Source organism: Streptomyces sp. NBC_00376 (genome assembly GCF_036077095.1).
In the GTDB taxonomy this organism is placed as follows: domain Bacteria; phylum Actinomycetota; class Actinomycetes; order Streptomycetales; family Streptomycetaceae; genus Streptomyces.
Genome location: NZ_CP107960.1, coordinates 3334295 through 3346655, shown reverse-complemented (window position 1 = coordinate 3346655; position 12361 = coordinate 3334295). Strand labels below are relative to the sequence as shown.

The following is a 12361-nucleotide window of genomic DNA, read 5'->3' as shown; positions in this document are numbered from 1 at the left end:
CGAGGCGGGCGTCAGCCGCCGTTGGACTGCCGGATGCCTTCCGCGAGCGCGTCGAAGGCGTACAGGTATCCCCCGGCGGGGCCGCTGACGGTCATGTACGCCTTGGTCCCGCCGGGCGTGATGGCCACGTTCGTCGCCGACTCCAGACCTTCGGTCCGCGCGGGGAGCTCGACCGTCGCCAGCTGCTCACCGTGCCGGTCGTACACGGCCATTGCCGCCCGGCCGTGCAGCCCCTGGTAGAGGTTGCCGTCCGCGTCCACGGCGATCGAGTCGGTCTGCGCGATTCCGCCGTCCACGCGGATGGCAGTGTGCCGGGACGTCACCTCGCCCTCGTCGTCGAGGCGCAGGTAGGAGATCCGGTTCTCGGTGAGCTCGCTGAACCACAGACCGCGGTGGTCGGCGTCGAACGAGATCCCGTTCGGTGCGGCCAGATCCTCGGCCAGCACGGTGGCCTTCTTTCCCTCGCGGTCGATCCGCACCACACGCCCGTGCGCCTGTCCCTCGGACAGACCGCGTGAGTCGCTGATGTACAGGTTGCCCTTCTGGTCGAAGGCGATGTCGTCGGGGTTCATCCGCGCCCCGTCGACCTCGCCGGAGAAGAAGGTCCGCGGATCGCCGCCGCCGGGGGCCAGGCTCACGACCTCGCCGTGGGCGAAGTCGCTGAGGTAGAGCCGCCCGTCGTACGGGCTGAACTGCGCCGAGGTGTAGGCCCCGCGGCCGTCGGTGTGGACCGCACGGGACGTCTTCTTCCCGACGTCGACGCGCATGACCTTGGGCTTGCCCCCGGGCGCGGTGACATCGACGACGAACAGGCCGCCGTCCTCGCCGAACGTGGGCCCCTCCAGCAAGGTCATCCCGGTCTCGGCGTGCGCCGGGGTCAGTTGCATGACCTTCTGCGCGCGGATGGTCCTGCCCGCGGTCGCCGCCTCCTGCGTCCTGGGATCGCCGCTCCGTGTACCGCATCCGGTGAGGACCAGGGTGCCGATCGTGGCGAGCACGGCAAAGGACCGGGCCGAAAGTCGCTGCATGGGGGATCGCTCTTCCTGTCCGCTGCGGGGGTGCGCAGTCCGGGGATACGCGGCGCGTCAGAGGCGCGAAGGCCACCTGGCCGAATGTCGCCGTACCGCCGGACTCCAACCGGACACCATTGTCCGGTACTTGTTACGGTAGCGGACCGCCGCTCGTCCGGGGCGGTTCCAACGCCAAGGATCGAGGCTCTGTATGACGACCCATCAAGTTCCATCTCCCCATGGGCTCGCCGAGCTGCGACAGCGCTACCGCCTCGAACGTGAGCGGCGCGTCCGGCCCGACGGCGTCGGCCAATACCACGACACCGACGCCGAGTTCGGCTACTACGCCGCCGATCCCTACAAGGTGGAAACGGGCGAGCGCGAGCCGCTCCACGACACCGTGGACGTTGCTGTGATCGGTGGTGGATTCGGCGGCATCCTCGCCGGGGCACATGTGCGGCGCCAGGGCGTGGAACGCGTCCGGATCGTCGAGAAGGGCGGCGACTTCGGGGGCACCTGGTACTGGAACCGCTACCCGGGCGTCCACTGCGACATCGAGTCCCACGTGTACCTGCCGATGCTCGACGAGACCGGCTACGTACCGGAGTGGAAGTACGCCCCCGGCGACGAGATCCGCCGCCACGCGGTGCGGATCGCACGGCAGTCCGGCCTCTACGCGGACGCGCTCTTCTCCACCGCGGTCACCGCTCTGACCTGGGACGAGGCCGCTGAGACGTGGATCGTGGCCACGGACCGCGGTGACACCTTCCGCGCCACGTACGTCATCAATGCCACCGGCACCCTCACCGACCCGAAGCTTCCGGGGATTCCCGGGATCGAGGACTTCAAGGGCCACACGTTCCACACCTCGCGGTGGGACTACTCCTACACCGGCGGCACCCCGGAGGGCGGCATGACCGGCCTCGCGGACAAACGGGTGGGCATCGTCGGCACCGGCGCCACCGGCGTCCAGGTCGTCCCGATGCTGGCCGAGGACGCCGCGCACCTCTACGTCTTCCAGCGCACCCCCTCCACCGTGGACGTACGGGCCAACCGCCGCACCACCGCCCAGGACGTCGGCGCCGACCGCGAGGGCTGGGCCCGGCGACGACGCGCGAACTACCTCCGCATAGTCTCCGGCGAGCACGCCGACGAGGATCTCGTGGCGGACCGGTGGACCGCTTCGGCGGGCCTGCTGGAGAAGCTCCAGCCGAGCTTTCGGCGCCAGGGCGACCGAAGGGCTTTCGAAGCCGCCTACGAGGCCGCCGACGCCGCCAAGATGGACGAGCTCCGCGCCCGAGTCGAACAGACCGTGACCGACCCGGAGACGGCACAGAAGCTCAAGCCCTGGTACCGCTACGCCTGCAAACGCCCCACCTTCTCCGACCTCTACTACCCGGCGTTCAACCGCGACAACGTCACCCTGGTCGACACCGCCGACACCCACGGCATCGAGCGCGTCACCGAACACGGCGTCACGGTCGGCGCCACCACGTACGGACTCGACTGCCTGATCTTCGCCACCGGATTCAACGTCGGGACCTCCGGAATCCACTCGGGCAAGCTCCCCGTCCACGGCCGGGGCGGCGTCCGGCTACTGGACAGGTGGGCGCAGCGGGGCCCGCGCACGCTCCACGGCTTCACCAGCAACGGCTTCCCGAACCTGATCCAGATGGGCTCCCTCCAGAACGCCAGCAGCGTCAACTTCACCCACATCCTGGACGAGCAGGCCCTCCACGCCGCCGCCCTCGTCGCAGCCGCCGAAGCCGAGGGCGCCCTCATCGAACCGTCCCCCGAGACCGAGGACGCCTGGACAGCCGTCCTGGCCGAGGGTGCCCCCGACCACGAGCCGTTCCACGCCGAGTGCACCCCCGGCTACTACAACCGCGAGGGAAGAGGCCGGCCCAACGGCCCGACCGCCTACCCGCACGGAGCCGTCGCCTTCCACGAACTCCTGGAGCGGTGGCGCGACGAGTCAATGGGCGAAGTCCTCCGCGCCAGGACCGGGCGCCTCTAGGGTCTTCCGTCCGGATCGGGCCGGATCGGGCCGGGCCGATCCAGGTCGGAGGGCGCCCAGCGGCAGGGCACGCCTGCTGACTGCACAGCGGAGTTCGACTCGCACCGTGCGGCCGGAGGGGTCGTGCGCGTGCCTGGCGAGGCTTGGTGCTACCGCTCCGTACGACGCAGGAACTGCCAGCCCAGTACGGCCAGGGCGAGCGTCTGCCCGAGAGAAGCGAGCAGGAGCAGGGGCTGAACGACGGGAGAGCACCAGAACGCGGTCGTGCAGACCATGGGCAGGACCAGGTACGTGAACAGGTCCACCGCGGTCTGCAGCCGCTTGCGCACGGTGCGGCCCGCAACGTTGCGGTGGTAGATCTCCCAGCCGAACACTGCGCCGTGGGTGGCGGTGAGTTCCCCCAGGCGCGGTCCCAGCCGGTCGCGGACGTAGCAGCCGATCGCCGAGATCTTCTCGTCGTTGACCAGGTAGGTCCAGCCCAGGATCAGACAGATCGCGGGGACGGAGAGCAGCAGTCGGGACTGTCCGCTCTGGGCGGTGATTGCCACGACCGCAGTGGCTGCGGCGAGCGTGAAGTAGAGCAGGTTGTCGCGGAACCCTATGCGGTTCTTCTGTTCCTCCTTGAGACAGTCGTACTCGGCCAGAAGGATCTTGCTCTCGGTGACGTCATCCGTGGAGGTCACAGGCGCTCCTATGATCGAGCTCTGGTTCAGCCGGCGATCTGGAAGGGCGCCAGGCTGTCGGGGCCGTGCCGTTCGATCCAGCCCTTCCCGTCCGCCGCTATCCCCTCCAGGAGGCGGAAGGTGTGGGCGGAGCCGGCCGAGCTGAGGTTGATCTCGGAGATTTCCTGGGAATTCTCGGTCGGCGCCAGTTGATGGGCGTCGGCGTCCTTGACGCGGATCTTCCTGGCCGGTCCGTTGGAGAGGACGAGCTCCAGGTCGTAACCGACGTCGGCGTTCTCCGTCACCTGCACGGAGGTCAGCGCGTCGAACCGGTAGTTGTTCCGCTGCTCGTTCCTGCGCGTTGCGTCGGAGAAGTTGAACTCGGAGCTGATCTCGCGGATGCCGTCCTGGGTGAAAAGGAACAGGCGGAACACATAGTGCGAGTACCGCCATGGGCCGCCTCGTACCCGGCCACGTTTGTAGGAAGGCCCCGGGGCCACCAGGATGGTGTGGGTGATCAGGTCGCGCCAGGTGAGCCGGTGGTGCCGGAGCGCCTCATCGACGAACAGAGTCTTGTCGCAGGTGAGCCAGGTCTCCATCTCCAGTTCGCTGGGGCGCGTCTCGTCCAGCAACGACTGCCAGCGCTGATGGGCGATCTGCCGTGCGGTCAGCTGTTCGAGGTACTCCTGAGTCTCCCGATTCAGCCGGCGCTCTTCACGCTGGACCTCCAGCCATCGGAAAACGGTCTCGTGCCCGGACCAGGCCGCACCGAGCACGGCCAGGAACGCCCACAGAGCCCGCTGTGGGGCGGCACCGGAGACCGCCGTGCCGAACGCGGCCAGAGCCGCCCCGCCGAGAACAGCGAGGGCCGCCATGGTCAGGGCCTTCGTCCTGCCCGGAGTCTGGTCCTGGCGGCGCTGGTCGAACAAGGTGCCGTTGTTGTAGCGATTTCGGGCGTCCTCGGCGAGGTACCGGATCAGCCAGTCGACCCGCTCCACACCGATCCGGCTCTCCCGGTAGAGGTCCGCGATCTCGGCGGCGAGGCTTCTGCGGATCTGAATCGTGTGGGCGAGCCAGGCGTCCGAGGTGAACCCGTGGGGCCTGCGAACACTGAAGTAGTGATCGAACGAATGAATGACGCGCTTGGTGAACTTGTCCTCGGCGGAGGCGGGATCGCGCGGGTGCGAGACGTGGGCCTCGGCCGTGGGGCCCGGCCCGGGCTCCTGGCCCCACCACCGGCCGCCGAAGCGGGCCGCGGTCAGGCCCGCGCCGAGTGCCACTGGTAATTCGGCGATCGCCTGGGCCGGATTCGCGACCAGTGCCATGGCCCAGAGGAGCGCACTGCTGACGACGAACAGGACCGCCCGGACAGGGAGGGCCGCCCTGGCGGCGGCAGCGGTGCTCGGGCGGGGCCGAACGGCCCGCGCCCCTATGGGGGCGGGTGCGAAGTAGGCCCAGACCCGCTGGGCCCGGTCGTTGTCGAAGCGCTCCGCCCTGGCCTGTCCGAGGGTCTCCGCCCACAGGTCGTCCTTCAGCCCTCCGGTGAGTATGACGTCGAGGTGGCGGAGGATCGCGTCGTACTGGCGGAGCGGCAGGTCGTGCAGCTGCTTCAGCACTGGGCCGGTCTCGCTGCCGGTGGTGCTGAGTACCGCCAACAGGTCGAAAGTGACGCGCAGGGCTTCCTTCCACTCGTCCTCGGCGTAGTTCCGCACGAGCCGGGAGGCGTAGCGCAGCCGCTCGACCTCTTCGGTGGTCAGGTCGTGGTGGGTGCGTGCGCTGAGCATGGCGAGCACCCAGTGGAAACGAACCTCCGTGCCGTCGTGCCCGTGGACGATCGCATCAGTGATCATTTCGCGGGCGCGGCTGGGGACGCCGTCCTCCAGGAGCTGTACGCCGACCCGGTACTTCTCCTGCGGCGAGGCGTCCGGGTGGACGAAGTAGATCGTGGAGTCGTGCACGGTCTCGGCCTGGATCCCGATGGTGGAGTTGTACGCGGCCGAGCTGTACGCGGCACCGTCGTCGTGGCTCATGTCAGGTCACCGGCCGCAGTGACCAGGGGAGCCAACGTGGCCACCAGCGCGGGGCACTCCGCGACCAGTCCGCGCAGCCTCTTGAGCGTCATGACCGTCCGCTTCGACGATTCAGGGGTGCGCTCCCCGGCCGACCGGAGCGCGGAGTCCAGATCGGTCAGGGCTTCCCGGTAGCTGTCCTCGTCGAGGAAACCCTCGGTGCGGTGCCACCCCAGCTGATCGCGGAAACCGTTCAGTTCCGTGATCAGGTCCGTCGGGCCGGATGCCTTCGAGGCCCCGCTCATGTGGACACTGCTGCCCGTGGCTGAGCCGGCCATGATGCCGACGGTGCTGTTGTGGACGGTGTTGCTGACGCGCCGGTCGAACCGGTCGGCCGAGCGGGCCCTGTCGTCCTGGGGCATTGCGGCCTCTTCCTGCTCGCCCACCAGTTCCACTGCCAACCGGATGGCGAATGCCGCCGCGTTCGCCGCGGCCCGCGGCTGCCAGTTGCGGTCCTCTGAACTGTTCTTCGTGCCGTCCGCCCGGTCGCTGATCCCCCGGACGATGGCCACCGGCGCTCCGCTGAGATGGCCGGCCTGGGCCACACCGGCCGCCTCCATCTCGATGGCGAGCGCGTCGTTGTAGTGCTGTCGGATCCACTTCGCCTCGGCCGAGATCCTTGAGTTCTGGACGATCTCGCCGGCGGCGATCGCCCCGAAACGCACCTGCGGTCCGTCCTCGTGACTGGGTGTGGGGTCCGCCCAGTCGTCCATACGGGCCAGGTGCGAGGCGAGCTGGCTGATGCCGTGCGGCGCTTCCCACGCCCGAGGACGGGCTTTGAGCCCGTCGTCCTCGCTGGTCCCGCCGTGGTAGGCGTACACGTGTGACGCCATCACCACGTCACCCAGCCTGGTGGCGTCCCACAGGGCGCCGGCGACTCCGACGAACAGCACGGCCACCGGCGAGAACTCCTGGATGGCGCGTTCTGCGATGACCGCGGCGGAATGGTTCCCCTTGTTCGTCAGGCCGAGCGCGACACGGCACGATGTGCCCCGCACGGTGCCCACTTCGAACCGGGTACCGCGCTCATGGCGATGCACCTGAAGATCCGCCAGCCTCTGGCGCACGGACTGATATTCAAGATTGAGGGCGGTGAGAATCACCACCGGGCCGTTCGGCATCTACTCCTCTTCCCCTCTCGTGTTCCCTTCCGTCGCAGATGGCGCGGGTCGGATCAGCGGTGGGAACAGCACGGTGTTCGGACCGGCCCGGTACAGCCGTGCGGGCCGTCCTCCGGTGGTCCTGCGGTCCGTGCCGGCGGGGACGATGAATCCCTTCGCGGCTTGGACCTTCCGATAGAAATTGCGGGTGTCGAGCGGGGTGCCCCAGACGGCCTCGTACACCTGCTGAAGCTCTGCGATGGTGAAGCTCTCCCCGCAGAACGCGGTGGCCAGCGCCGAGAATTCAATCTTGGTGCGCGCGCGTTCGATCCCGTCCGCGGCGATTCGGCGGTGGTCGAAGGCGAGGGCAGCCTCGCCGGACAGGACGGCTTCTGCGGGAATCCACGCGGCATCGGTGGCATCCGTCCCCGCGACAGGGTCGGGCAGCCCCGGTGCGATCGCCAGGTGAGCTACGGAGACGACTCGGCCCCGCGGGTCGCGGCCCGAGCTTCCGTACACCGCCAGCTGTTCGAGGTGCACCCAGCCGGAGGTCAGGGCCGTTTCCTCACTCAGTTCGCGGTGGGCGGCGTCCAGGATCTCCTCGCCATCGTGGTTCAGGAATCCTCCGGGCAGCGCGAGCATGCCCCGGAAGGGATCTTCGCCCCGCTCCACCAGGAGGACGTGCAGACGATTCTCCCGCAGCGTCAGGATCACGAGATCGACCGTCAGTAGGACAGAAGGTGGTGACCATGCGTCATCTTGCATGTTCCGCACGGTACTTCAGTTACTGTCACTTGCACAAGAAGTGGGGTGCTGGGATCGACGCACCACTCGATCCCGTGGTCGTGGCGCGCACGGATGGTCAGCTGGTGGTCGAACATGTCAGCTCGCACCTGCCCGCAGTGCCACGTTCCGGCCCGCGACCGGCCTGGCATGGCATCCGCAGGGTGATGCATCCGGCCCGAAGGCGGGGAGTGTTCCGATCGCCCGCGAACGACGACTATCCGAGCGCCAACGGTCAGATGTCGAAAGCGAGACCTCTCCGTCCTTACAGGACCCCAAGATCGACCGTGATGGAGAAAGGTGCGGTGGCCTTCACTGTGCCGGTGAACATCTCGCCGTCCCTGTAAGCCTTGGTGGCGGGGTCGAGGACGTAGGTGTAGACGATCGGGACACCGGTGGCCGCTTGCTCGACCCGCCAGTAGAAGGGGATGCCGGCCTTGGCGTACTGGTCCACCTTCACAACCCGGTCGGTGGTCTCCGAGCCGGGCGACACGACCTCGACGACCAGGAGAACGTGTTCGGGGCGGGTGGGCGTGAGGTCGATGGTCTCCGCCCGGTAGACGATGACATCTGGGCGGCGATTGGTGAGGGGAACATCCTGCAAGCGGACGTCGAAGTCAGTGTCGGCGTTCCAGTCCGGGCCCGCGGCGGCGTCCAGGGCATTGGCCAGGATGCGGGCCAGTCGATTGTGCCGCTTGGAGGCGCTCGGGCTCACGACGACCATTCCGTCCACGATCTCGATGCCGGCACACTGCTCCTCGGACCAGGAGTCGTACTGCTCCGCGCTGATCTGCGTATGCATCCACGCGGGCGCCACCATCTCGGCGGTCATGGTGCACCTCCTTCGAGGAGCCTCGGCACTTCCGGCGCTGCTGGGCTCAGCCTACTGTCCTGTGCTGCCGGAACGTCCGGTTCGTAAGAGTGCGAGGGCCTGTCCGCCTGCATGGCCCGCCGGGCGGGACGCTCCGGGCCCGCTCGGCGAACCGTCTCAACTGAAGCTCGCCCCAGGCGGGTTGCCATGGGGTGGAGAGGTCGGCGTCCTCCACTCGATGGCGCATGCGTACGGTTCGGCCAAGCGAGGCAGGGCCCGCGCGGGCCTCACCGGCGGGGTCGGGCATTGTGAGAGGCTGGGATCATGAACCGGTTGGCTGGTGCGACCTCGCCTTATCTGCTGCAACACGCTGAGAATCCGGTCGACTGGTGGCCCTGGGAGCCGGACGCGTTCGAAGAAGCCCGGCGGCGCGACGTCCCGGTGTTCTTGAGCGTCGGTTACAGCGCCTGCCACTGGTGTCACGTCATGGCGCACGAGTCCTTCGAGGACGACGACGCCGCCGCGTACATGAACGAGCACTTCGTGTCCGTCAAGGTGGACCGCGAGGAGCGGCCCGATGTGGACGCCGTCTACATGGAGGCCGTGCAGGCCGCCACGGGGCAGGGCGGCTGGCCCATGTCCGTGTTCATGACGCCGGACGGCGAGCCGTTCTACTTCGGCACCTACTTCCCGCCCGAGGCCCGCCACGGCATGCCGTCCTTCCGGCAGGTGCTCGAAGGCGTGCACAGCGCCTGGACCGGCCGGCGCGCGGAGGTCGGGGAGGTCGCCGAGAAGATCACCCGCGATCTGGCGGGTCGGCAGCTGGACCACGGGGCCGGCGGGGTCCCCGGCGAGGCGGAGCTCGCGCGGGCGCTGCTGGGCGTCAGCCGGGAGTACGACCCGGAGAGCGGCTGGCTCGGCTCCGGTGACACCAGGTTCCCGCCGAGCATGGTGATCGAGTTCCTGCTGCGGCACCACGCCCGGACGGAGTCCGAGGGGGCGCTGGAGATGGCCGAGGGGCTGTGCGCGGCCATGGCCCGGTCGAGCCTCTTCGACCAGCTGGGCGGGGGCTTCCACCGGTACGTGCTGCGCCAGCGGTCCGGGGGCGCGCTGGTGCCGCACTTCGAGAAGATGCTCTACGACAACGCGCTGCTCTGCCGGGTCTACGCGCACCTGTGGCGGGCCACCGGCTCGGAGCAGGCCCGCCGGATCGCCCTGGAGACCGCCGACTTCATGGTGGGCGAACTGCGCACCGCCGAGGGCGGTTTCGCCTCCGCGCTCGACGCGGACAGCGAGGACGGCGAGGGCGGCGACGGGCGGCACGTCGAGGGCGCGTACTACGTGTGGACGCCCGAGCAGTTGCGGGAGGCGCTGGGGGAGGAGGACGCGGCCTTCGCCGCGGAGTACTTCGGGGTGACGGAGGAGGGCACGTTCGAGGAGGGATCCTCGGTGCTCCAGCTCGCGCCGGAGGGCGCCGGGGCGGACCCGGACCGGGTCGCCCGGGTGCGGGCCGCGCTGCTGGCCGCCCGTGAGACGCGCCCGCGCCCCGGCCGGGACGACAAGGTGGTCGCCGCCTGGAACGGTCTGGCGATCGCCGCGCTCGCCGAGACGGGGGCGTACTTCGGCCGGCCCGACCTCGTCGAGCGCGCCACCGAGGCCGCCGACCTGCTGGTACGGGTGCACATGGGCGCCGTCGCCCGGCTGGACCGTACTTCGAAGGACGGGCGGTCCGGCGGGCACGCAGGGGTCCTGGAGGACTACGGCGACGTGGCGGAGGGCTTCCTCGCGCTGGCCTCGGTCACCGGCGAGGGTGTCTGGCTGGAGTTCGCCGGCTTCCTGCTCGACATCGTGCTCCAGCACTTCACCGGCGAGGGCGGCCAGCTGTACGACGCGGCGGACGACGCCGAGCAGCTCATCCGCCGCCCGCAGGACCCCACCGACAACGCGACCCCGGCCGGCTGGACGGCGGCGGCCGGGGCGCTGCTCTCGTACGCCGCGCACACCGGTTCCGAGGCCCATCGCACCGCCGCGGAGGGCGCGCTCGGCGTGATCAAGGCGCTCGGGCCGCGGGCTCCCCGGTTCACCGGCTGGGGGCTCGCGGTCGCGGAGGCCCTGCTCGACGGGCCGCGCGAGGTCGCCGTCGCCGGACCGGTCGGCGGCGAGCTGCACCGTACGGCGCTGCTCGGCACGGCGCCGGGCGCGGTGGTGGCGGCCGGGGAGACGGGCGGGGCCGAGTTCCCGCTGCTGGCGGACCGGCCGATGGTGGGCGGGGCACCGACGGCGTACGTGTGCAGGCACTTCGTGTGCGATGCGCCGACGACGGACGCGGGAGAGCTGGCGCGGAGCCTCGGGGGCCGCTGAGGACCGGCGGGCGGCCGGGGCCGGTTTCCGGGCCCCGGCCGCCACAGCCGCAGGCCGTCCTCCGTACCGGTCACAGCCGCAGGCCGTCCTCCAGGGTGTCCAGGGCCTGGCCGATCAGCGCCACGAGGTCGTCCTCCTGGCCGCGCTCGCCCCAGTACAGCGTCACCTCGCGCAGCGTGCCCAGCACCGCCGCGACGAACACCCGGACCGCCAGGTCGCCGGGGGCGCGGCCGCTGCGGGCGGCGAGCGCGCCGGCCAGCACCTCGGCGGTGCCCGACATGCTCTCCGCCATCCGGACCCGGATCGCCGGCACCTCCACCATCAGCCGGGTGCGCTGCCGGAGCTCCTCCTCCCCGGTCGCCAGGAACGCCGCGAGCGTCCCGGTCAGGACGTGCCGGAGCGACTCCAGCGGCGGCTCACCGGCCGGGCGGCGGCGCAGGGCGGCCTCCAGGACCCGGTCGTACTCGTCGGTGAGGACGATGTCCTCCTTGGCCGGGAAGTACCGGAAGACGGTGCTGGGCGACACGTCGGCCGCCGCCGCGATCTGCTCCACCGTCGTCGCGTCGTACCCCTGCTCGGCGATCAGCCGGTACGCGGCCTGCCGGATCGCGATCCGGGTCCTGAGCTTCTTCCGCTCGCGCAGCCCCAACTGCGGCCCCGGAGCGGAAACGGAACGGGTACGGGAGGTGGCGGCCATGGCCGCCATTGTCCGGCATCGGCGGGGCGCCTGCACCGGTCAGGACGCCGCTCAGTGGTGGTTGTAGGCCACCAGCGAGATGCCGACGTAGTGCACCACGAAGGCCGCCAGGGTCAGCGAGTGGAACACCTCGTGGAAGCCGAACCAGCGCGGCGAGGGGTTGGGGCGCTTGATGCCGTAGATGATGCCGCCGGCGCTGTAGAGCAGCCCGCCGACGACGACCAGCACCAGCACGGCGATCCCGCCGGTGCGCATGAAGTCCGGCAGGAAGAAGACCGCGGCCCAGCCCATCGCCAGGTAGCAGGGCGTGTAGAGCCAGCGCGGCGCGCCGACCCAGAACACCCGGAAGGCGATCCCCGCGGCGGCGGCCGCCCAGACCGCCCACAGCAGCGGCGTCCCGGTGGACTCGGGGAGCAGCAGCAGGGTCAGCGGGGTGTACGTGCCCGCGATGATCAGGAAGATGTTGGCGTGGTCGAGCCGGCGGAGCACCGCCTCGCCGCGCGGGCCCCAGGTGCCCCGGTGGTAGAGCGCGCTCACACCGAACAGCAGGCACGCGGTCAGGGTGTAGATGCCGCAGGCGATCCGGCCGACGGGGCTGTCCGTGAACGCGATCAGCACCACCCCCGCGACGATCACGGCGGGGAACATTCCGGCGTGCAGCCAGCCGCGCAGCCGCGGCTTCACCGGGACGGGGTCGGACTCGGCTGGTTCCAGCCCGGCGGGCGCGGGCGCGGCGGCGGCAGCAGTCATTCCCGCATCGTACCTACGCGACCGTAGGTAACCGATACGAGTGGCAATGCTCACGTGTGCACCCCCCTGGACATATGGGCGAAACGGTCGGATGATCAAAT

The 12361-nt window shown here is 70.0% G+C and carries 10 protein-coding genes; 2 read left to right on the top strand and 8 right to left on the bottom strand.

Annotation, left to right across the window (positions count from 1 at the left end; all coding sequences use genetic code 11):
- Positions 1-11: 11 nt before the first annotated feature.
- Positions 12-1028 carry an SMP-30/gluconolactonase/LRE family protein gene (locus OG842_RS14805; RefSeq protein ID WP_266730090.1) on the bottom strand — a complete coding sequence of 339 codons (1017 nt, stop codon included), beginning with the start codon at positions 1026-1028 and terminating at the stop codon, positions 12-14.
- 193 nt (positions 1029-1221) lie between these two features.
- Between OG842_RS14805 and OG842_RS14800 the strand changes: the two genes are divergently transcribed.
- The gene (locus tag OG842_RS14800) at positions 1222-3027 is read left to right on the top strand and encodes a flavin-containing monooxygenase (RefSeq protein WP_266730089.1); all 1806 of its coding nucleotides are present in this window, start codon (positions 1222-1224) and stop codon (positions 3025-3027) included.
- Between the two features lie 149 nt (positions 3028-3176).
- Here the strand turns inward: OG842_RS14800 and OG842_RS14795 are convergent, their stop codons facing one another.
- The 5 genes from OG842_RS14795 to OG842_RS14775 form a co-directional block, all read right to left on the bottom strand.
- Positions 3177-3710 carry a hypothetical protein gene (locus OG842_RS14795; protein ID WP_266730087.1) on the bottom strand — a complete coding sequence of 178 codons (534 nt, stop codon included), beginning with the start codon at positions 3708-3710 and terminating at the stop codon, positions 3177-3179.
- A gap of 26 nt (positions 3711-3736) precedes the next feature.
- The gene (locus OG842_RS14790) at positions 3737-5719 is read right to left on the bottom strand and encodes a hypothetical protein (protein WP_266730086.1); all 1983 of its coding nucleotides are present in this window, start codon (positions 5717-5719) and stop codon (positions 3737-3739) included.
- The gene (locus OG842_RS14785) at positions 5716-6879 is read right to left on the bottom strand and encodes a 5'-methylthioadenosine/S-adenosylhomocysteine nucleosidase family protein (protein ID WP_266730085.1); all 1164 of its coding nucleotides are present in this window, start codon (positions 6877-6879) and stop codon (positions 5716-5718) included. The genes OG842_RS14790 and OG842_RS14785 overlap by 4 nt, the downstream gene beginning before the upstream one ends.
- Positions 6880-7623 (bottom strand): NUDIX hydrolase, encoded by a 744-nt coding sequence (locus OG842_RS14780; protein WP_266730084.1) that lies wholly within the window; start codon positions 7621-7623, stop codon positions 6880-6882.
- Positions 7624-7906: 283 nt separating this feature from the next.
- Positions 7907-8473: a Uma2 family endonuclease gene (locus OG842_RS14775; RefSeq protein WP_266730083.1), complete on the bottom strand. Its 567-nt coding sequence runs from the start codon at positions 8471-8473 to the stop codon at positions 7907-7909.
- 303 nt (positions 8474-8776) lie between these two features.
- Here OG842_RS14775 and OG842_RS14770 point away from each other — a divergent pair, with 303 nt between their 5' ends.
- A complete protein-coding gene (locus OG842_RS14770) occupies positions 8777-10813 on the top strand; it encodes a thioredoxin domain-containing protein (RefSeq protein ID WP_266730082.1) in 2037 nt (678 codons plus the stop codon).
- Between the two features lie 70 nt (positions 10814-10883).
- Here the strand turns inward: OG842_RS14770 and OG842_RS14765 are convergent, their stop codons facing one another.
- Both OG842_RS14765 and trhA read right to left on the bottom strand, forming a co-directional pair.
- Positions 10884-11510 (bottom strand): TetR/AcrR family transcriptional regulator, encoded by a 627-nt coding sequence (locus OG842_RS14765; protein WP_266730081.1) that lies wholly within the window; start codon positions 11508-11510, stop codon positions 10884-10886.
- Between the two features lie 51 nt (positions 11511-11561).
- Positions 11562-12260 (bottom strand): PAQR family membrane homeostasis protein TrhA, encoded by a 699-nt coding sequence (gene trhA / locus OG842_RS14760; RefSeq protein ID WP_266730079.1) that lies wholly within the window; start codon positions 12258-12260, stop codon positions 11562-11564.
- Positions 12261-12361: the final 101 nt, after the last annotated feature.

Bases quoted from the DNA above. Each gene is read 5' to 3' on its own strand.
- OG842_RS14805 (WP_266730090.1), bottom strand. From the start codon at position 1,028: ATGCAGCGACTTTCGGCCCGGTCCTTTGCCGTGCTCGCCACGATCGGC.
- OG842_RS14800 (WP_266730089.1), top strand. From the start codon at position 1,222: ATGACGACCCATCAAGTTCCATCTCCCCATGGGCTCGCCGAGCTGCGA.
- OG842_RS14790 (WP_266730086.1), bottom strand. From the start codon at position 5,719: ATGAGCCACGACGACGGTGCCGCGTACAGCTCGGCCGCGTACAACTCC.
- OG842_RS14785 (WP_266730085.1), bottom strand. From the start codon at position 6,879: ATGCCGAACGGCCCGGTGGTGATTCTCACCGCCCTCAATCTTGAATAT.
- OG842_RS14780 (WP_266730084.1), bottom strand. From the start codon at position 7,623: ATGCAAGATGACGCATGGTCACCACCTTCTGTCCTACTGACGGTCGAT.
- OG842_RS14775 (WP_266730083.1), bottom strand. From the start codon at position 8,473: ATGACCGCCGAGATGGTGGCGCCCGCGTGGATGCATACGCAGATCAGC.
- OG842_RS14770 (WP_266730082.1), top strand. From the start codon at position 8,777: ATGAACCGGTTGGCTGGTGCGACCTCGCCTTATCTGCTGCAACACGCT.
- OG842_RS14765 (WP_266730081.1), bottom strand. From the start codon at position 11,510: ATGGCCGCCACCTCCCGTACCCGTTCCGTTTCCGCTCCGGGGCCGCAG.
- trhA (WP_266730079.1), bottom strand. From the start codon at position 12,260: ATGACTGCTGCCGCCGCCGCGCCCGCGCCCGCCGGGCTGGAACCAGCC.